The 20,929-nt window shown below is 52.0% G+C and carries 15 protein-coding genes; 8 read left to right on the top strand and 7 right to left on the bottom strand.

From position 1 onward, the window contains the following. Nucleotides 1-16 precede the first annotated feature (16 nt). The 8 genes from LHF31_RS12705 to murA all read left to right on the top strand — a co-directional run bounded on the left by LHF31_RS12705 (nucleotide 17) and on the right by murA (nucleotide 8,503). A complete protein-coding gene (locus LHF31_RS12705; RefSeq protein ID WP_298004352.1) occupies nucleotides 17-742 on the top strand; it encodes a ThuA domain-containing protein in 726 nt (241 codons plus the stop codon). 21 nt (nucleotides 743-763) lie between these two features. Further along, nucleotides 764-1,765, top strand: a complete 1,002-nt coding sequence (locus LHF31_RS12700) for a sugar phosphate isomerase/epimerase (RefSeq protein WP_298004349.1) — start codon at nucleotides 764-766, stop codon at nucleotides 1,763-1,765. 38 nt (nucleotides 1,766-1,803) lie between these two features. Next, a complete protein-coding gene (locus tag LHF31_RS12695) occupies nucleotides 1,804-2,994 on the top strand; it encodes a Gfo/Idh/MocA family protein (protein WP_298004346.1) in 1,191 nt (396 codons plus the stop codon). 222 nt (nucleotides 2,995-3,216) lie between these two features. Next, entirely contained in the window at nucleotides 3,217-4,239 is a 1,023-nt protein-coding gene (locus tag LHF31_RS12690) for a LacI family DNA-binding transcriptional regulator (protein ID WP_298004343.1), read from the top strand. A 24-nt stretch (nucleotides 4,240-4,263) separates the two neighbouring features. After that, a complete protein-coding gene (locus tag LHF31_RS12685) occupies nucleotides 4,264-5,553 on the top strand; it encodes a 6-phospho-beta-glucosidase (RefSeq protein ID WP_298004340.1) in 1,290 nt (429 codons plus the stop codon). A gap of 12 nt (nucleotides 5,554-5,565) precedes the next feature. Next, a complete protein-coding gene (locus tag LHF31_RS12680; RefSeq protein ID WP_298004337.1) occupies nucleotides 5,566-6,573 on the top strand; it encodes an N-acetylglucosamine kinase in 1,008 nt (335 codons plus the stop codon). A 62-nt stretch (nucleotides 6,574-6,635) separates the two neighbouring features. Continuing rightward, nucleotides 6,636-7,205 carry a hypothetical protein gene (locus tag LHF31_RS12675; protein WP_298004334.1) on the top strand — a complete coding sequence of 190 codons (570 nt, stop codon included), beginning with the start codon at nucleotides 6,636-6,638 and terminating at the stop codon, nucleotides 7,203-7,205. Nucleotides 7,206-7,216: 11 nt separating this feature from the next. Beyond that, on the top strand, nucleotides 7,217-8,503 hold the full coding sequence (murA, locus tag LHF31_RS12670) for a UDP-N-acetylglucosamine 1-carboxyvinyltransferase (RefSeq protein ID WP_298004331.1): 1,287 nt from the start codon (nucleotides 7,217-7,219) through the stop codon (nucleotides 8,501-8,503). Between the two features lie 58 nt (nucleotides 8,504-8,561). On the opposite strand, the gene LHF31_RS12665 is transcribed toward murA, so the two are convergent. From LHF31_RS12665 to LHF31_RS12635, 7 genes are all read right to left on the bottom strand, one after another. After that, on the bottom strand, nucleotides 8,562-10,286 hold the full coding sequence (locus tag LHF31_RS12665) for a nucleoside kinase (protein ID WP_298004328.1): 1,725 nt from the start codon (nucleotides 10,284-10,286) through the stop codon (nucleotides 8,562-8,564). Nucleotides 10,287-10,399: 113 nt separating this feature from the next. After that, nucleotides 10,400-13,519 carry a glucodextranase DOMON-like domain-containing protein gene (locus LHF31_RS12660; protein ID WP_298004326.1) on the bottom strand — a complete coding sequence of 1,040 codons (3,120 nt, stop codon included), beginning with the start codon at nucleotides 13,517-13,519 and terminating at the stop codon, nucleotides 10,400-10,402. A 9-nt stretch (nucleotides 13,520-13,528) separates the two neighbouring features. Then, on the bottom strand, nucleotides 13,529-14,752 hold the full coding sequence (locus tag LHF31_RS12655; RefSeq protein WP_298004323.1) for an ROK family transcriptional regulator: 1,224 nt from the start codon (nucleotides 14,750-14,752) through the stop codon (nucleotides 13,529-13,531). A 94-nt stretch (nucleotides 14,753-14,846) separates the two neighbouring features. Beyond that, nucleotides 14,847-16,367 carry a glycosyltransferase family 39 protein gene (locus tag LHF31_RS12650; RefSeq protein ID WP_298004320.1) on the bottom strand — a complete coding sequence of 507 codons (1,521 nt, stop codon included), beginning with the start codon at nucleotides 16,365-16,367 and terminating at the stop codon, nucleotides 14,847-14,849. Next, nucleotides 16,364-20,047 carry an adenylate/guanylate cyclase domain-containing protein gene (locus LHF31_RS12645; protein WP_298004317.1) on the bottom strand — a complete coding sequence of 1,228 codons (3,684 nt, stop codon included), beginning with the start codon at nucleotides 20,045-20,047 and terminating at the stop codon, nucleotides 16,364-16,366. The genes LHF31_RS12650 and LHF31_RS12645 overlap by 4 nt, the downstream gene beginning before the upstream one ends. 60 nt (nucleotides 20,048-20,107) lie before the next feature. Further along, nucleotides 20,108-20,542 carry a cyclic nucleotide-binding domain-containing protein gene (locus tag LHF31_RS12640; RefSeq protein ID WP_298004314.1) on the bottom strand — a complete coding sequence of 145 codons (435 nt, stop codon included), beginning with the start codon at nucleotides 20,540-20,542 and terminating at the stop codon, nucleotides 20,108-20,110. Nucleotides 20,543-20,587: 45 nt separating this feature from the next. After that, nucleotides 20,588-20,929: a hypothetical protein gene (locus tag LHF31_RS12635; protein WP_298004311.1), complete on the bottom strand. Its 342-nt coding sequence runs from the start codon at nucleotides 20,927-20,929 to the stop codon at nucleotides 20,588-20,590.

Raw genomic sequence — 20,929 nt, 5'->3', positions numbered from 1 at the left:
TAGAAAGGAAACAGAAATGAAACAACCAATCCGAGTTACTGTATGGAATGAAGGAATCCACGAAAAGACCCACGAGGAAGTTAAACAGGTCTATCCAGATGGAATCCACGCCGTATTAGCCAACGCCTTTCAACAGGCAGGTTTTGCCATAAAGACCGCCACCCTTGACGATCCGGAGCACGGGCTGACCGAGGAAGTGCTCGCCCAGACAGATGTGTTGACATGGTGGGGACATATGGCGCACCACGCCGTTCAAGATGCCATCGTAGAACGCGTGGTTAAGAGAGTTCTGGAAGGAATGGGACTGATTGTGCTCCATTCCGGTCACATGTCCAAGCCCTTCCTGCGTCTGATGGGCACTACGGGAGCCCTCAAATGGCGTGAAGCAGGAGAAAAAGAGCGGCTGTGGGTTGTCCAGCCTGCCCACCCCATTGCCGCTGGATTGCCCGAATGCATTGAGATTCCCCACGAAGAGATGTATGGCGAACATTTCGACATCCCCGCCCCGGATGAACTGGTTTTTATTTCCTGGTTTAAAGGCGGGGAAGTATTTCGATCCGGATGTTGCTGGACACGGGGTGCAGGGAAAATATTCTACTTCCGCCCCGGACATGAAACCTACCCAACTTATTATCAGAAGGAAGTCCAGCAGGTGCTCATCAACGCGGTGAAGTGGGCAGCGCCCGGCGCCCTCCCAGCCATTACCTACTGGCACAAACCCGATCCGTTGGAAGAATTGTGATTTTCTCTTCAGGAGGACTGTATGCCAAGACCTGTAACTCTTTTCACCGGTCAATGGGCAGATTTGCCCTTCGAGACCCTTTGTGCAAAAGCCAAATCCTTTGGCTATGACGGCATTGAAATTGCCTGCTGGGGCGATCATTTTGATGTGGAACGCGCCCTGAGTGAGGACGGCTACATTCAATCGCGGTGGGATATCCTGGAGAAATACGGGCTGAAGTGCTTTGCCATCAGCAACCATCTGGTCGGGCAGGCGGTCTGCGACCGCATTGACGAACGGCATAAGAGCATTCTCCCACCGCGGGTATGGGGTGATGGAAAAGAGGATGGTGTGCGCCAGCGAGCAGCCGAGGAGATGAAAATGACCGCTCGCGCGGCGGCAAAGATGGGCGTCAGCGTTGTTCCGGGGTTCACCGGTTCACCCATCTGGCAGTATATCTATTCCTTTCCACCCAATCCGCCTGACTTGATTGACAAAGGGTATGCTTTCTTTGCGGAAATGTGGAACCCGATTCTGGACGTGTTCGACGAGGTCGGGGTGCGTTTTGCTCTGGAGGCGCATCCTACAGAAATCGCCTTTGACATTGCTTCAGCAGAAAGAGCGGTTCAAGCCGTAGGCGGGCGTAAAGCCTTCGGCTTCAACTTCGACCCCAGCCATTTTGGCTATCAAGGGGTGGATTATGTTGCATTCATCCTGCGCTTTGGGGAACGCATTTACCACGTACATATGAAAGACGTGTACTGGTCGGATAAGCCTACGGAAGCCGGGGTATTCGGAGGTCATCTCAACTTTGGCGACCGCCGCCGCTTCTGGGACTTCCGTTCTCTGGGGCGGGGGAAAATTAATTTCGAGGAGATCATCCGCGCGTTGAATGCAATTCAATATCAGGGACCGTTGTCGGTAGAGTGGGAAGACAGCGGCATGGACCGTGAATTTGGCGCAACCGAAGCCTGTGCCTTTGTACGGAAACTGGACTTTGCTCCCTCTCAAGTTGCATTTGATGCCGCATTTGAGCGCAAATAAACTCTTCTCACCTGCCCCCTTTTGTTCAGGAGGTTGTTATGTCCGATGAAGTTGGTTTCATTACCATGGCGGGAGAGCGCGCTACGGGCGAAGCCCCCGAAATTGGAATCGGGATGTTGGGGTACGCCTTCATGGGCAAAGCCCACACCAACGCCTTCAAGAAAATTCCCTATATGGTATATCCACCACCAGCCATTCCCAGACTGGTAGCAATTTGCGGGCGAAATGAAGAAGCCGTGCGTGAAGCCGCAAAGCGATACGGGTATCAGCGCTACACCACAGACTGGAAAGATTTGATCCGTGACGAGAACATTCAACTGTTTGACAATGGCGGCCCAAATGACGCTCATGCTGAACCCAGTATAGCAGCGGCGCAAGCCGGGAAACACATCCTTTGCGAAAAGCCACTGGCGCGGAACGCAAAAGAAGCCGCCCAAATGCTGGAAGCCGTTGAAAAGGCTGGCGTGGTGCACATGGTGGCGCACAACTACCGGTTTGTACCGGCAATCCGGCTGGCGTACGATCTCATCCGCTCCGGGCAGTTAGGGGAAATTTATCACTTCCGCGCTGTGTACCTGCAAGAGTGGATTATGGATCCCAATTTCCCCTTCGTCTGGCGGTTGGACAGGAACATCTCCGGGTCTGGCGCACTGGGAGATTTAGGCTCTCATATCATTGACCTGGCTCGTTTCCTGGTAGGAGAACCGCGCAAAGTTTCTGCACTGGCAAAGACGTTTATCAAGCAGCGCCCCATCCCCGGCGGTGGTACGGGAGAAGTGACCGTGGATGATGCTTTCGTTGCCACAGTAGAATTTGAAAATGGCGCCATCGGGACGCTGGAAGCCTCACGTTTTTGCGCAGGACGAAAAAATCATCAGGTCATTGAGATCAACGGCTCCAGGGGAACGCTGGTGTTCAACCTGGAACGTTTCAATGAACTGGAAGTATTCTGGAAAGATGAACAACCTCGCGAAACCCAGGGCTTCCACAATGTTCTGGTAAGCGAAAGTTATCACCCCTTCTGGAAACACTGGTGGCCACAGGGACACATCATTGGATGGGAACATACCTTTGTACACGAAATTGCCCATCTACTGGATTGCATCGTCCATCACAAATCCGTGGCTCCATTTGGGGCTACATTTGAAGATGGCTATAAAAACGCAGTGATCTGCGACGCCATTCTGGATTCGGCAGAACAGGAAAGAACCATTACCATCCGTTACTAAAAAATGAAAGCCGGAACGGAGATTGCATGGATTCCGTTCCGGCTTTTTCTTCATTGGAGGAGATTTTCTACACCCTCTAGCGCTGGAACAAGTTAACTTGCCGTTTCGAAAAAATTGGAGAAAATTAAACCATCTCCCCTCTTTGAGAACGGAGTTTCAACACCCGAGGGAAAATCTTCCCTCTTTGGATATTATTTGTTAAGCAAAGGGATGACCACAAGGATGATGAGAAAAATCACCATTGTTGATGTAGCCAGAGAGGCAGGGGTATCCATCTCTACGGTAAGCCGGGTGATCAACCAGAACACACCCGTTGCGGCAGAAACAGCCCAACGGGTGTGGGAAGTCATTGAACGTCTGCAATTCAATCCCAATGCCGCCGCCAGAAAACTGGCGAGCAAACGTACCAACACCATCGGACTCATCGTCCCCATGATTGGAGGTACCTTTTTTCCGCTGATGTTTTCAGGCATCGAGCGTGGTGTCTATGAAGGAGGTTTTGAACTGCTGGTGTACGTGTCTCCCTGTCATCCGGTTCCCAACCGACCACTGACCCCGCCCATCGGACCGCAAAACACGGATGGTTTGATCGTTTTCACAGAAGGGATGTCTGACGAAGACCTGAGCGCTCTGCACGCCAAAGGCTTTCCCCTGGTGCTTTTGCATCGTTCCTCACCCAGAGAATGCGAGATTCCTTACGTAACCGTTGAAAACCGTCTGGGCACAGAACAACTCATCGATCACCTCATTGAAGTTCACGGCTACACGCAAATAGGTTTCCTGAGGGGTCCCGCAGGCAATGAGGATTCATACGAGCGCGAACAGGGTTTTCGGGCATCTCTGCAGAAACATGGAATCGAACCTGATGAAACGTTCTTTGGGGTAGGCAACTTCCACCCTGAGACGGCTGCCGAGGCAGTTCGGCTCATCCTCTCCAGTGGGAAACGCCCTCAAGCCATCTTTACCGGCGATGATGCCTCCGCCGCAGCGGTCATGAAAACCCTGATCGAAATGGGCATATCGATTCCGGATGACATTGCCATTGTCGGCTTTGATGATGATTTTCTGGCACCTTATTTGCCAGTGCCCTTGACTACTGTCCATTCTCCCATTGAGGAAGCGGGATACAGGGCAGCGCGTCTCCTGATCCAGCAAATTCGTGGAGAAAAGGTGGAATCGCTGGTACTCCCGACCCATCTGGTGATCCGGCGTTCCTGTGGATGTATTGCGTCACATTCCACCTGACCATCTGGTAGAAAGGAAATAAACATGAAAATTGCTGTAATTGGTGGGGGATCTACGTACACCCCTGAATTGATTAAAGGTTTCCTGGAAGTGCAGGATTCACTCCAGCTGGATGAACTGATGCTCATGGATATCCAGCCCCAGCGGTTGGAAATTGTCGGGGATTTTTGTCAGCGTATCGCGGAACATCAGGGGGCACGGTTCCGTGTTACCCTGACCGACAGTCGCCGCGAAGCCATTCAGGGTTCAGCGTATGTCCTGACACAATTCCGGGTAGGATTCATTCCCGCCCGGAGGGAGGATGAATATCTGGGCAAACGGTATGGATTGATTGGACAGGAAACCACCGGCATTGGAGGAATGGCAAAAGCCCTGCGCACCATACCCGTTCTGCTGGATATTGCTCGGGAAATGCAGAAAATTGCCCCGAAGGCAATGCTGGTTAACTTTACCAATCCCTCCGGACTGGTGATGGAAGCACTGACCCGGTACGCGCCAGACATTCTCAGTGTGGGGCTGTGCAATTCCCCTATTACCACGAAAATGAACCTGCTTGCCCGCTGGAACGCCCTCACCGGCGAGAATGTCACTCCAGAAGAAGTCGTGCTGGACTCATTGGGATTAAACCATCTGACCTGGTACCGGGGGGTGAACATCCGCGGCGAGGACCGCTGGGCGGAAATATTACGGCTTTACCTTGAAGAACTGCGTCAATCTGAACACCCGGAGTGGCCGCCCCAACTCATCGAAGCATTGGGCATGCTTCCAAACTATTATCTCCAGTATTACTACAATACTCGAACCATGCTTGCGGCGCAGGAAAAATGGCCGCCATCGCGTGCAGAACAGGTGATGAAAATTGAAGCAAAATTGCTTGAGGAATATGCAAACCCCAAACTGGTCAGCGTGCCCGAAGACTTGATGCAACGAGGCGGAGCCTACTACTCCACCCTCGCTACCCGCGTTATCCATGCACATGCCTGTTCTACCGGAATGATTGAAACCGTCAATGTGCGCCAAAACGGCGCAGTTAGAGAATATCCGGCGGATTGGGTCATGGAATTACCCTGCCGCATTGACTCCAGCGGCATTCATCCTCTTCCGGCTCGTCCCTTACCGGAAGCCTGTTACGGTTTGCTTGCACCGGTCAAAATGTACGAACTGCTCACGGTAGAAGCCGCCGTGCATGGAGATCGCAAGGCATTGTACGAGGCTTTACTGGTACACCCGCTTGGTCCAGATGTTTCCATGATGGATACGGTCATAGATGACCTGTTACGCACCAACCGGGCTTACCTGCCGCAGTTCTTCTAAAAGGGGAATACCATGCCTGTTTACCTTGGTATTGACGTGGGTGGAACCAAAACGCATGCCCTTTTAGCAGATGAAAACGGCAATGCCCTGGGATTCGGATGCGCAGGTGCGGGCAATCACGAAAGTGTGGGGTATGATGGACTCATCCGGGCAATGGAGGAAGCCCTCCAGGGTGCGCTGGAGCAAAGTGGAAAACGCAAAGAAGATATTTGCGGCGCTGGTTTTGGCATTGCCGGTTATGATTTTCCCTCTGAACGTCGCCCCACCCTGGAAAGCATCGCCGCGCTTGGACTTTCCTGCCCTGTGGAAGCCGTCAATGATGTCGTCATTGGATTGATCGCCGGCACCCGCGAGGGCTGGGGGGTTGTGGTGGATGCAGGCACAGGCAATAATGTCCGCGCCCGCACCCGCGATGGACGGGAAGGATGGGTGACCGGGTGTGGAGGATTGTTTGGAGAATACGGCGGGGCAGTGGATATTGTTTATCGCGCCGTCCAGGCGGTATCTCATCACTGGTCCACCCGCGGGCCTACCACGAAACTCTCCGAAGCCTTCATGAATGCCTTTAGTGCGCCCGATTTAACTACCCTGATCGAGGGAATTGCCTTGGGGACTTATGCTCTCTCGGCCGAACTGGCACGGCTGGTTTTCGAAGTTGCCTATCAGGGGGATGAAGTTGCACGGGAAGTCATCCGGTGGGTAGCGCAGGAACTGGGTGAGACCACCAAAGCCGTCATTCGACAGGTCAACCTGCAAGATCAAGCCTTTGAAGTCGTGCTGATTGGCAGTGTATTCAAAGGCGGGGCGCTCTTTACCGAACCTCTCATTCAAACCATTCGAACGTTCGCCCCTCTGGCAACGTTTCACCCTTTACAAACGCCTCCTGTTGCAGGGGCAGTCCTCTTAGGCATGGAACAAAGCGGAATCATCGCCTCTCAGAAAGTGAGAACCCGGTTAATGGAATCAACTTCCACGCTGATGAAAGTATCAATGGAGCCAGAAATCTTCTCTGGTAATTGACGGCTCACCCCTTTCACAGTATAAAGTCATTGTGTGAATTATGCGAATAAAGAGGAGAGAGCATGAATCGAAAAACCATCCTGATCATCGTGGGAGTGCTGGCGGTGGTATGTCTGTGTATTGTGGGAGTGGGGTTGTTTGCCCTCAACCGCGCAGGGAACTGGATCAGGCAATCCACCTCAACCGATCCCGTACAAATTGCTCAGACAGCCAGTGAAATTGCCGACTACACCCTGCCTCAAGGATACAAAGAAGCGGTTGCCTTGAGCATCTTCAATACCACCATGGTAGGATTTACCCGTGAAGACAGCACCATGACCATTTTCATGCTCCAGATGCCTGTCAACTCCGGGCTTTCTTCTGAACAAATGAAAGAACAAATACAAAGAGCCATTGAAGCCCAAACGGGAAGAAGTTACGATTTGAAATACGTCGGCTCTCAAAATGTCACAATTCGCGGTCAAGGCACTGAAATGTTCATCTATGAAGGGACATCCGATCAGGGTGAACTCGTTCGTCAGATGATGGGAATCTTTGAAGGGAAAAACGGAACTGCCTGGCTGATGGTGATGGGAAACTCCGACACCTGGGATCAGGTGGGAGTTGATGCTTTTATCCGATCTCTACGTTAAAGGAAGGAAGTATGGAAAAATTCATCATTGATGGCGGAATCCCTCTCCATGGCGAGGTCACTCCTGGTGGGAATAAAAATGCCGCTCTTCCCCTGCTTGCCGCCTGTTTGCTCACCACAGAACCCGTTATCCTCCACAATGTCCCTTCGATTCTTGATGTCATTCACATGAGGCGGCTTCTGCAAAGTCTGGGAGTAGAATTTACCGAACTGGACTCACATACCTGGAAAATTCAAGCCAGTGAAGTCCGTCCGGCAGATCTGGATCCCGATTTATGCCGGAAGATTCGCGCCTCCATTCTGCTGGCTGGACCCATGACTGCCCGCACCGGTGAACTGCATCTCCCCCCACCTGGAGGGGATGTCATCGGACGCCGAAGAGTGGATACTCACATGCTGGCACTGACCCGTCTGGGAGCAGAAGTGAATTATGACCGCACCTTCCATTTCCGTGCCATGAATGGATTAAGAGGTGCAGATATCCTTCTGGATCAAGCCAGCGTTACCGGAACGGAGAACGCCATCATGGCAGCAGTGCTGGCAAAAGGACACACCATTATACGCAACGCGGCATCTGAACCGCACGTTCAGGAACTGTGTCATTTCCTGAACAAACTGGGCGCAAAAATTGAGAACATCGGCTCGAACACGCTGCACATTGAGGGAGTTTCTTCCCTGAGCGGCGGAGAGTTCACCATCGGTCCCGATTATCTGGAAGTGGTCAGTTTCATTGGCGCCGCGGCAGTGACACATGGTTCTATTCGCATTCGCAACGCCGGTCCCGAATATCTGGACATGATCCGCTACGTGATGGGACGCATGGGGGTGGAATGGGAAGTCGAAGGACAGGACATCATTGTCCCCGCCGAACAACGCCTGGAAGTAGAGCCCGATCTGGGTGGAGCCATTCCTGAAATCAGCGTGATGCCCTGGCCTGCCTTCCCGACCGACCTGATGAGCATTGCCATCGTCGTTGCCACACAGGCACGCGGTTCCATCCTGTTCCATGACTGGATGTACCCCAGTCGGATGTTCTTCACCGATAAACTGGTGGGGATGGGCGCGCAAATTGTGTTATGCGATCCTCATCGGTGTATCGTTCAGGGTCCCAGTCAGTTGTACGGTGAAAAAATGGAAAGCCCCGATATCCGCGCTGGCATGGCACTGCTGTTAGCGGCGCTCTCTGCTCAAGGGCGGTCCGTGATTCGTAACGTAGGACAGATTGATCGGGGATATGAGAAGGTGGATGTGAAACTCAAATCGCTGGGCGCTTCCATCGAACGGCAAAGCGAGAACTAAAATCCAGACCATTAAGATGTGCGAAGCCCCTCTACACCGGAGGGGCTTCTTGTTCAGACTAATCGCTGACCCGCGTCCACAATTTAAAGTCTTTCAATATAGATCCCCCGATAAATTCTCTGAGAATTGAATTATCCGGTACGCTCAATTCATCAATGGGAAGGAACCAGTCCAGGAAGGCAAGCAAGCGCTTGGCTTCAATGTGTTCGGGGGTGCCAAACGGCACCTGCCGTAGCAAGGGTTCTACCCGCGGCTTCAGGGCCGCCAGTTCATAAACCAGAGCTGTGTTGAACATCACATCTGCATTTTCCTGATAGGGGAAAATATGTCTTTTTTCTCCGCGTCGCACCGACTCCCAGCGTCCAATGGTCTCCTGGGCTGTGTACCCTCGTTCGCGGTCATCCCGAACAATGCGCCGGAGCAAACGGGTATCGGTGGTGGAAATTCGGTTGTACCGATCCAGGTTCAACTGCGTGAGGCAGGATACATAAACCCGGAAGGTTTGCCGGGATGGAATCTCTGGCAACAAACGCGGGTTCAACCCATGAATGCCTTCCAGGATAATCATCTGGTCCTTGCGCAGTTTCACCACTTCACCCGGATAACTGCGCCCCTCACGGAAATCAAATTTCGGGAGTTGTACCTCTTCCCCGGCGATTAAACGCTTCAAATCCTGATTTAATCGGGCAGTATCCAGTGCCTCCAGGCACTCAAAATCGAAATTCCCGTGTTCATCCCGGGGCGTATGTTCCCGATCGAGGAAGTAATTATCCATTTCAATGGGTAAAGGCTCGATGCCTTGAGAAATCATCTGCACGGCAATCCGTTTGGCAGTGGTGGTTTTCCCCGAAGAAGAGGGACCTGCCAGCAGGACAATCCGAACCTGATCCCGGCGATTGAGAATCTGCTCGGCAATTTCAGCTACCTGGTGTTCATGGAGTGCCTCAGAGACGAGAATGACGTCCTGAATGCGCCCATTCTTAATCACTTCATTCAAGGCGCCCACATGATCCACCCCTAATCGCTCCAGCCAGGAACCGTACTGGCGAAAACTCTGTAGAAGTTTGGAGTGTTCCGGCATGGGAAGCAGTACATCCGGCGAATGTCTTCGAGGGAACTGTAGCACAAAACCACCCGGTTGGGGTTTCAAATCAAACCACTGTAAATACCCTGTGGAGGGCACCATGTAACCATGATGATAATCTTTATGAGCACCCAAAGCATACAAAACGAGTTGATCTTTGGGACGATATTTCAACAACCGGACTTTGTCCGATTTATTCTGGCGTTCAAACAGTTCAATGGCTTCCTGCTTGGAAACAATGGAACGCTCAAATCTCAAATCTTGCCTGACCAGTTCTTTCATGCGTTGTTTCAAGCGTTTCAATTCCTCTGTAGTTAATGGTTCTCGACCGCGAACCTGACAGAAATACCCTCCTGAAACCACAGAATGATCTACCGTGAGGTGAACGTTGGGGAATTGCTCTTCAAAGGCGGTTTCCAGTAAAAAAACCAGCGAACGCCGATAAATCCTTGCTCCGTCGGTATCCTTGAGGGTAACGGGAATGACATCGGACTCCCGCCAGATTTTGTAGGACAGTTCCCGCAACTCCCGGTTCACAATAGCGCCTACAATGAGAGGATCCCGCCAGTTTTCCAGTTTCTGCATGAAGGCTTCCAGTTCCGTGCCTCTCTTCCCTGCAAGCACACGTCCATCAGGCAAGTGAACGAACACTTCATCGGAAGGATCTACAAAGCGAACATCCATGCTCTTCTCTGTCATAACACAACTCCCCTCTTTAAGACATTGAAATGGACACTTATTATACTCCGCACTGAAAGACAACAGCCCGACGGAGGCTAACCCCATCGGGCTGTTTTACTGCCCTCGAAAGGTCAGCGCTTCATCAGCAATTGCACCTGCGGGAAATCGTCCGCCGTGAGTTCATCTATGCGCGCTTTACTGGGAGGATACTGAGAAAGCATCTCTTCCTGAGTGGGCGAGACATCGGGAGGCCAGATCAAGTCAATAATGCGTGTGTGATTGGTATCATCCGGAGCGCCTCCAAAGCGCCACTCCGCAGAACTGGACTGCACATCTCGCACGCGCCACACCCCTGTGCTGGGATAACCTTCCTGGCTGAGAACTGCCGCAACATAACCCCAGGTTGCCGGGTCGCCCTCACCAAAAATCTGGCGTGGAACTCGCAGGGTCACGGTCTGGGCTACCGGGTCCACGATGATCTTGTAACTCGAATCGGGTACCGGCTTTGGTTCCAGTGTTTGCGGATCAGGAGCAAAGATGCCGGGCGTCCAGCCCTCTGCCCATACCACATACTCCCAGCCATTCCCGCTTGCTAGGGCAGCATTGCGTCCCGGGAGCATTAAGCGCGCACCGGTACCCTTGCCGGGGTCTTTATCAATGTAAACATCCAGCGTTTGCAGAGAGAGATTCAACCCCGAACCCCACGGATTGGGAATTGCCCCGTAGAAAGCGAACTTAAAGATGACATTCTTCTCATCCGCCGAGACGCTGAAGGATTTCAAGTCAAATACCTGAGGCAAAAACACGCCATTGGTAGGATAGGTGTACGTACCGGGCCCGTGATCGTCCTTCTCCGGGTCTGATACCTCAAACAATACCTCTGCGGATGAAATCTCCGGGAGGATAAGTTGTGCAGGGCCACTCTGCGGTAAACGTTGACCGGCAGGCATTGCCACCACGGCTACGCGAAGTTCATCTCCTGCTTCCAACTCCCCTAACTTAGACAGAGGGATGGAAAATTCCACCACCTGCCCACTCGCGGCGGTTCCCGTTTCTTCTTCGTAATCCCAGCGGTTGGTGCCGGCTTTGTAGGATTTGAGCGCCTTTCCGCCTTCCCACTCCATCAGGCGGTTTGCCAGCACAGGCAAAAGCACCTTTTCTTCATCTCCAGATACACGGGTGAAAGCATACGACCCTTTCAGACGAGGAGAGGAGAGATACACCCCAATACGCTCGACCGGTTGCGCCGAGGGCACCAGATTCACTTTGACATACAGATTTTGTTTATCCAATGCCAGTGCAAACCCCTGCACGGGAGATTGTCCTTCTGCAGGGAAAAGTGCTGCTTTTGCCCATTCATCTGAAGTTTCTCTGCCATCTACCGTGGGGCTGGAGAGCCCTACCAGCGGTGTGGCGGCAGGGACAGGGTTGGGCTGAATAATTGGAACCTGTACAAACTCTGGAATTTCCTTGCCAATGGCTTTATACACTTCCGCAAGAAGCGCACGATAGCCCACATCAAAGTAATCGTCATTTCCAGAATTCTGGTCAGCGCCGTACCACCAGAACCAGTCAGAGCCTTCAGCAAGGTACATGAAGTCCTTTGCAGTAGCCAGTTGCTCATCGGTTAATTTGCCACTGCGAATGGCGCCATCCAACGCCTGGCGGGTACGGAGCAGATAATTCCAAGCCTCACGCTCTTCGGGTTCTCCAATCCAGGTGTCAAAGTTGGGGCTGAACCAGGCTGAGGGAAACAACCTGTCCAGTTTCTTTTGCTCGGGATATTTTTCTAAAAATTCTGAAGGTGTAATGGTCTGGATGGTTTTGCTTTCAGACAGATTGCGATAGAGCGCATTCAGGAAGGCTTTTCCATCGCGATCATAGTATTCCCAGGCGTTTTCGCCATCCAGAATCACACTCACGAGGTGTGGACCTTTTGCCCCTTCTTTCTGCAGTCGAGCGCGGATGTTCTCCAACCGGTTCATGAAGTCTTTTGCTGCGGCTTCACCATCCATACCTGAATAGGTGAAGCCAATCTTATCGGAGATCACCAGATCACGGAAAATGATTGCCACCGGACCGCCCTCAACCGGACCACCGGTTTTTCCCTGCACAATATAGGGACGATAAAGGACATCGGCTTGCTGAACTGTCTCGGTCGCATCGCGGGTAAAGGATTCCATGTCCAGTGACTTTGCCAGTACATACTCACCCGTTGCCATCCACTGGAAACCGGCATTGGCAACAAAGGGAACGATTTCCTGAGCCACTGCGCCTTCTCCGGGCCACATCCCGCGTGGTGGTTTGCCAAAGGTCTGGGTATAAATTTCAACCGCCTTCTCCAAATGTGCCTGAACATCCTGTGGATAGAAGAACCGTCCTTCGGGCAATTCTGCCGAGGAATTCCCTGCCAGCGCAAGGTTGGTATCGTAAATTAAGGGCAGAATAGGATGCGCATAAGGGGTGGTAATCACCTCAATTTGACCGGCATCCTGCAGTTCCCTGTGAACCGGCAACACCTGTGCCATGATGCGCTTAATCTCGGAAAAGAGCACCTGCTTATCTTCTTCGGTAAAGTTATGATCTTTCTCCACCAGCGTCTTCAGGGGTTCTTTTGCCAGTTCATCCGGGTCTATCCAGGCAAGGTTAAACCAGATTTGCAAATCACGAAAATCCTGCTCGGTAAATATCTCCAGGGCTCTGGCGATGGCGGCATCATCGGTGCCAGCCCGCTTGTCCAGCAAGGCTTTGTAACCGGGATATACCTTGATGATACGATCCCAGTTCGCATCGAAAAAGCGACGCAGGATAAAGTCTTTTTCTGCGGTTGTCAGTTCTGCGGCTGGTTTTTCAGCCAGTACCCAGTAACGGTCTTTAGCGCCATTTTGCACAAAATCATTCAACTGGCGAATCAAAACCGGGGTCAGGTTAAACGTGACCTTGACCGAGGGATAGTCCTTGAGCATTGCCGCCATATCGTAATAATCTTTGGTGGCATGCACTCGCACCCAGGGACGGGTGTAAATACCTTCTTCGTCTTTATAGTACAAAGGCTGGTGTTGATGCCAGATGATTGCCAGATAGAGAGGCTCTTCTTCTGGTTCTTGTGGTGTTGGCTGAGAAACAGTTTCCACAGGCGTTGGCACAGGCGCTTCGGTTGCCGTTGGCGCGGGGGTTGGAGTCGCCTGGCAGGCGGTAAGGATAAAACTGAAAATGATAAAAATAGAAAGGAAGCGAGCCAGCAATTTCATTTTCTCTCCTTATGATTTATCAGCAATCTGATGAAGAACAATCGAGAGGGCTTGAACAACTGCTCCAATGGCGCACGAGTGAGGTCCAAGTAAAGCGGCTGTAATTCGGACATTTTTAGACGCCACTGAAAGACTGCGCCGTTGAACCGTCAAACGCACTGGCTCCAGGAGCAAATCACCAATCTGCCCGACACTGCCCCCCACAATGACCATGCTGGGGTTAAACAGGTTAATCACATTGGCAATGGCTGTCCCCAGGTGCATACCGGCTTCAGCGGTGATGCGCTGGGCAAGATGATCGCCATGACGGGCAGCGTTCATCACATCACCTACCCCCAACTTATCCTGATGGACCAGATCGGCAAGGATGGTACGCTGTCCCAGTCGTACCGATTCCTTCACCTTGCGAATGATGGCATTTCCTCCGGCTATTGCTTCCAGACAACCTCGATTCCCGCAGGTACAAATGGGTCCATTCTCATCAATGGTAATATGTCCAATTTCACCGGCACATCCGGTTGCCCCGCGGTAGATTTGTCCATCCAGCAACAAACCGGCACCAATACCTGTACCCACTTTGATATAGCACAGGTAGCGCTCCCCGCGTCCCGCACCGTATGCCCATTCCCCCACAGCGCCTAATTCGGCATCGTTATTGAGAGAAACCGGTTTGCCCCATAATTCCTGAAGATGATCCCGAATAGGATACCGATCCCAGCCAGGCATGATGGGAGGACCGCTGACCATTCCTTCTTTTGCCACTATGGGACCAGGTACGCCCACCCCAAAAGCAGAAATATCTTTGATCGTCATATGGGCTTCGGCAAGCAACCGGTCAACAAGACGCGCCACCTTATCCAGACAGACTACCGGTCCTTCGTTGATATCCAGAGGGGCTTCCATTTCGTGAATCTGTCGGCCGGAAAAGTCAGCCAGAATCAGCATGACGTGCGAGGCCCCCATATCCACGCCTACCACATGTCCCAGCATGGGGTTGATTTCCAGAACAATGGGCTTTCTGCCGCTGGGGTAGGTACCTTCCGACTCTCGAACCAGCCCGACATCCAGCAAATCGTTGATGATGGCACTGACCGCTGCACGGGTCAAGCCCATCCGGCGCGCCAGTTCTACCCGCGAAATGCCGCCTGAACTGAAGCGAATCAGGTCAATGATGGCATGCTTATTCAAGTTTTTCAGGTTTTGGGTGGGGACGGACCAGAATGTTGTACTCACACGCACATCTCCAGAGGGACATGTATAAATTATAACGCAAAGATTTTTTTTGAAAACTTAATTAACATAATCAAATGCGAAATGATCGTATCCTTTACCTGATGGGAATGTACACTTTTGTATCGGCAAGAGTTTCAAACTCTTTATAATTCCGCTCAATCATTGCCAGCATGACCGGCGTCCAGCGCTCTTTATAGACATCAAAAAAAGGGAAGTAGTGAATCAGTATCAAATCAAACTCTTTATTGCGAATGCTTTCTGCCAGAGGGGTTTCATCCCAGATGCCAGCATTCGCCAGTTGAGTCATTTCAAAGGGCTGAAGGTAAAGGTAACGCCCGTTCAGTGTGATCATGCCCATATACTCATCAGCAAGTACGGGACCGTCTACCGCCGAAACCAGCGCCTCTAGCCGGCGCAGTTCGTTGATGCGTTTCATCCTTCCCCCAAGATCAGCACCAAATTCGTTAAAGGAAGCACGCATCATATCACTTCCCTGTACCGTCAAAACCAAAAGAAGTACAACCTGTAACCATGCCAGACGCGGCTGTTGCCTGAGTTTTGCCAGCATCACCCCTCCACATAGCGCCAGAGCGGCACATAACTCCAGAAAGTAATTTACATTCGAGCCAATCTTTCCAATTGTGAGAGAAGATAGAAAGGCTCCAACCAGAAAAGGCGCTGTAAGGCGCCACGAAGAGGAATGCAGCGGATGCTGGAGCAGAGAAAATCCAGCCAGAACCAGCAAGTACTTCAATACCATCCAGAGATGTTGAAAATTCCAGCGCAACCGATCCAGACCAAAATCATTAACATTGGCGGTAACGATGTTGAAGAAAAAGCCGCCCTGTGTCATGATATTTAACAATCCTGCCAGAGCAAGGGAAATTCCGCCAACAACCAGAGCCAGACGAAAGGCTTTGCCTTTATCTTCAAACAGAAACCAGACAAACGCCGCAAACGGAGCCGCCAATGCGTAAGACTGACGGGTAAAGATTGCCGCAATCAGACATAACGCCCCACCCCAGAAGGCACGCGGAGATAACGGCTTCCGGGTTAGCAATTCCAGCCCGCTCACACAGAATGCCAGTGCCAGTAAATCAATCCGTAACAGGGCAGACCAGTGGCTGACGAACGGGTTCGCAATGAACAACAGCCCACCTGCCAGGGCCGCCGCGCGATCTCCACTCAAGCGAAACACCAGGCGGTAAATCATCCATGCCGTCCACCATGCGCACAGAGTAGAAATCAAACGCCCCGCCCAGAAATTGGGACCAAACAGGCTTACCCACGGTACCAGAGAGAGGATATACAGTGGTGGATAATTTGAAATGGTGAAGGGCGGCGTATCCAGGTTGTTGCGGTAGATGGGGATACCCCTGGAGAGGCGCATGGCTTGATCTACCAGAGGGGCTTCACCATAATCCAGCGGGTAGCGATGCTGGATTGCCAGCACCTGGATCAAAAGCGTCACCAGCGCCCCGAAAACCATCATCCCCATCATCAAACGAGAGGCAAGAGGCACAAAGGCTTTACGAAAAAAACCATCCACCTTGAAATATACCTCTTTCAACGGATGGAAGGCTTGCAAAAAGGTTTCCCATCGCTGAAGATTCATACCTCCTCCGGAAACCACTCAGGAGCCATGGCAATCATTTCCCGATGGATTCTCAGGTTTTTCAAGAAGGTGCGCCGATACAAGCTATCTTCCGGGATGAGTTCCCATTTCCGGCGCAACTCCTGGAGGGATTGGACGAGCATTTGTTGTCCTTCTTCCATACGCCCATTAGCCATCAATGCCTGGGCGTACCGAAACAGAATTTCTTCCGAATACACTTCAATAATCTGGACAAATCCATATTCCTGATAAATCTGATATGCTTCCTGCGCAAACTCCAGCGCCCTTGTACGGTAAGTTTGCGCTTTTTGTTTGGGTTTGCGAGTCATCTCAGCCAGACGTAGACAGGCATACGCCGCTTTACAGCAAGCCGCCATCCAGTACTGACGGGAAAGAAATCCCTTCCCGTACAGCCCACGAATTTCCTCAACCAGTTCAAGCACCTTCTCAAAATCTTCCTGTTTCCCGCTGACTTCCAGAAGATGAATGAACACCAGCAGGTATCCTGCCCGTCCCAACAGGTAAAGAGCGCTCTGACTCAGCGGCTCGGCTTTCTTCAAGTAATGGCGCGCCCGGGTTAGATTGCCCAACTGAGCATGTAATTGAGCCAGGCGAAGCAATGGATAAAGTTTCTGGCTGTATTTTTCCGCGCGAATATAGGCTTCTTCGGATTTTTTCAAAGCCGGTTCCAGATCGCCCAGATATAATCCCTGCACCTGTCCATAGAACATCAAAACCATACCCTCTTCAAGGCGATCGCCAATCTCTCGGGCAATTTCAAGGCGCTTCTGGACATATTCTTCCAGCATGCGCACATAATCCCCCTGACGTTCCAGTTCTCCACACAGAGCGCTGTACAGGCGCGAAAGAATTTTCCGATTCTGAACCCGATCCTTCAGCGCCATTGCCTGCTGGAGATATCGGCGCGATTCAACGACATTTTCCATGCCATACGCATTGGAAATATCAATCAACAATGAAACTTCAGTTTCCACATCGCCCAGAGTCCGCGCCAGTTCCAAACCGCGCCGGGCGCTCTCAAAGGCTTGTAAGTCACCGATTCTCAACAACAACCGGGTGCGCTCCATCAGGGCTTTGAGTTCGCGGTTTACATCTCCAATGCTCCGGGCAATCTCCAGAGCCTGCCCTACCATATCCAGCCCAGCATTGACCATTTCACGGGTATCTGCAAGGACAACCTCTGGTTGAAGGAAGAGGGCATCCACCTTCCAGGCAGGTTGATCTGCCATTTGCTGCGCCAGCGCGAGCAAAGCATGCGCATCCTGAGCGGCTTTCTCCGGTTCGTTCAAACGATAATAGAGTTTAATTCTGCCACTGTACGCCTCAAAGCGCTGATTGAAAATACTGCGAATTTGCCCTGCATCCGTGGTTTCATGCTCAATCTGATTCAACAATTCCAGCACCCGGGAGTATAGTTCCACAGCCTCTTCGGGAGCCGAAAGTTCTTCCGCTTTTTGCGCCGCCCAAAGGGTATAGAAGAGTTCCTGACGTTTGGCTCCCCCCTGGCGGTAGTGATAGGCGATTAACGCATGGAACTGGGTACGTATTTCAAGGTCTACTATCTCTTCCAGCAACTGGGCTACCTGAATGTGCAGGGCTTCCCTCTGGCTGGAGAGAAGGCTTTCATAGACAGTTTCATGAATCAGTTCGGTTTTGAAAGCGAATTCTGTGCCTAAATCTTTTTCCCATCCGCGTTGCTCAATCAACTGCGCATCCTGCAATACGCGCAAATGCTGGCGCACGGGGATGGTTTCCTCTACCAATCCTCGCAGGAGGTTTACCCAAAAGACATACCCGATGACTGCGGCTTTTTGAAGCAAATCGCGCTCCACATCGTCCAGGCGGTCAATGCGCGCCTGAATCAGACGCTGCATACTCTCGGTGAAATCAAGTGTCTGCACCGTTTGATTTAATCGCCACTCTCCGGTTGCTCCATCACGGACGAGAATACGGCGTTCGATGAGTGAGCGCAGCATTTCAATGACATAACTGGGGATACCTTCTGAGTTGCGCACAATTTGATCAACCAGACGAACAGGCAAGACATCTTTTCCAATCAAGGCTTCGATCAGACGAGCCACATCTTCCGGGGTAAGCGGGCCCAGTTCCACCTTTTCCACCGGGCCAGGGTCAAGTTCCTCAAGATTCTCAATCAGGTGGCAAATGGGCGATTGCTCCATACAGGGGCGGAATACCAGCATCCATAAAAGAGACTCACGGGCAGACAGGGAAAGACAGGCTTCCAGAATATCCACCGAACCAAAATCTGCCCATTCAAGGTCGGTAAGGCAAACCACAAGCGGTTGCTGCCGGGAGAGCGCTTCAAGCCACCCCCGGATCGAATGAGTGAACTGAAACCGCAAGGCTTCTGCATCCAGATACTGAACAAAATGCTGAAATTCCTCTTCTAATGGAAGAGAAAGAATCCTTGCCAGATACGGGTAATAACTTAAAAATTCCTCTCCCCACAAACGCTGGCATTCGCGGCGGAGAATCTGAAGCGTGTCTTCGCCCTCACCTGTTCCGGATTTAGACAGCCAGTTGCGCAACAATACAATCCACAACGAGTAGGGCCAGTCACGATCGTAAATATGAGTGCGGCTGGAAAGCCAGAGGATATAAGGTTGTCCGGATCCGGCTTCGTCAAGGAGCGCCTGTTCCCGCATGGTGAGTTGACGCAACTCATTCACCAGCGCATGTTTGCCGATTCCCACCTCTCCGGTGAGCAAAATCGTCCCCCCCTGTCCCGCGCGCAGTCGATCCAGGCAGGCATGTAAACGAGAAAACTCTGTTTCTCTACCAACCAGCGGAGCAGTGGTGCCAAACACTTCTACATCGGAGAGAAATTCCTCTGTTCCACGGGGGGCTTCCGGGCGATATACCCGGAGCGGCTGGCTGATTCCCTTAACCTGTACTTCTCCAAGCGGTGTCCAGACAAAGCGCTCTTCTGCCTGATGATACGTGGATTCGCTCACCAGTACGGTACCCGGCTCAGCCAGATTTTCCAGGCGGGCGGCAACGGCAATGGCAATTCCCATGGCAGTATCTTCGCGGTGCTGGCCGCTCTCGCCAATGCTGGCAACGATGACCTCACCGGTGTTAATCCCCACCCGCAGGCGAATAGAGCGTGCCGCTTCAGCAGGATAGGATTCAGCAAAACGCTTCACCACCGCCTGCATCTCCAGTCCTGCCATCACCGCCCGTTCTGGATCGTCTTCGCGGGCATACGAAGCCCCGAAAAAGGCTACCAGCCCATCGCCACGGAACTGATCCACTTCTCCCCCAAAACGATAAATCTCGCCTTCCAGTTGAAGGAGCAATTTATTCATCAGTTCGACCCACGCCTCATTGCCAATTTCTTCCAGCAAGCGGGTAGAGCCGGTCACATCTGCGACAATGACCGTGACCACCCGGCGTTCTCCTTCAAGGGCAGGGCGAACAGGTTGTTGTACAGATTCGAACAGGGTATGGCGAACAGGTTCCAGTCCTGCCTGATCCTGAATGGGAGCAAGAGAAAACCCGCACATTCCGCAGAACCGAAAGTCCAGCGGATTGGAAAAGCCACATTTGGGGCACACGCGGGCAATTTCGCTCCCGCACATCCCGCAAAAGCGCATTCCCGGAGGAGACTGGAAACCGCAGTTTGGACAGATCATCATGATTAAAGAAGGGCGCTTCTGATTTCCAAAAGCGCCCTGCCATCTCCGTTCCTTTTCAGATCACAGTGAGTCGAGGGCAATGCGGAAGCGCTTCGCCATCTCCTCGAGAATGACAATCGCCATTTCGGGATCATCACGCAGTACCGCCAGAAAATCCCAGCGCGGTAAGACCAGGCAAACCGTCGGCTCTATGGCAATAGCCGTTGCCGTGCGGGGACCATCATCGAGTAATGCCATTTCGCCAAAAAAATCACCGGGCGCAAGAGTATTGACCACAACAGTCGTACCATCCGATCGCATGCGCTGGATCTCCACTCTGCCCTTATAAACCACAAAAAATCCCTCTCCGCCTTTGCCCTGGGTGATTATGGCGGTGCCTGCAGCATAATCTCGCTCAACAGTGCGTTTGGCAAGAACTTCCAGTTGGCGTTTATTCAACGAGCGAAACAACGGCACTCGTGAAAAAAACGTGACGATCTCTTCCATTGTAGCCATTTGATAACTCCTTGATTGGCAGACAATTCCCTGTATTATTGTAGTCTATACAGTGAAATATAGAACCAGAATCAACAGTTCAATTGCCGCACCCCACGCGAACAGATTCCAGCCTTCCGCGGGGCTTTTCTTCCTGAATTGCGTCTCTGCCGAGAATATCACATAAGCCAGCCAGACTCCCGCCATAAAGAATGCCACCCAATTGCCCAGCGCAGTGCCCACAGCCGTATCCTCAGAGAAACGGGCGTAAATGCGCAAAGCCGTTTGACGGGTCAGGAAGATCTCTACCAGCCCCAATGCCGCCGTCGCCAGCCAGACCAGAAAAGCCAGCAGACTGAGCAGAACAGATCTCACCATTTTCCAGCCGGTCAAAGGCGGTTCATTCAT

The sequence above is a fragment of the Anaerolinea thermophila genome (genome assembly GCF_020723905.1).
GTDB classification, from domain to species: Bacteria; Chloroflexota; Anaerolineae; order Anaerolineales; family Anaerolineaceae; genus Anaerolinea; species Anaerolinea thermophila_A.
This window is presented reverse-complemented; position numbering and strand designations above follow the sequence as displayed.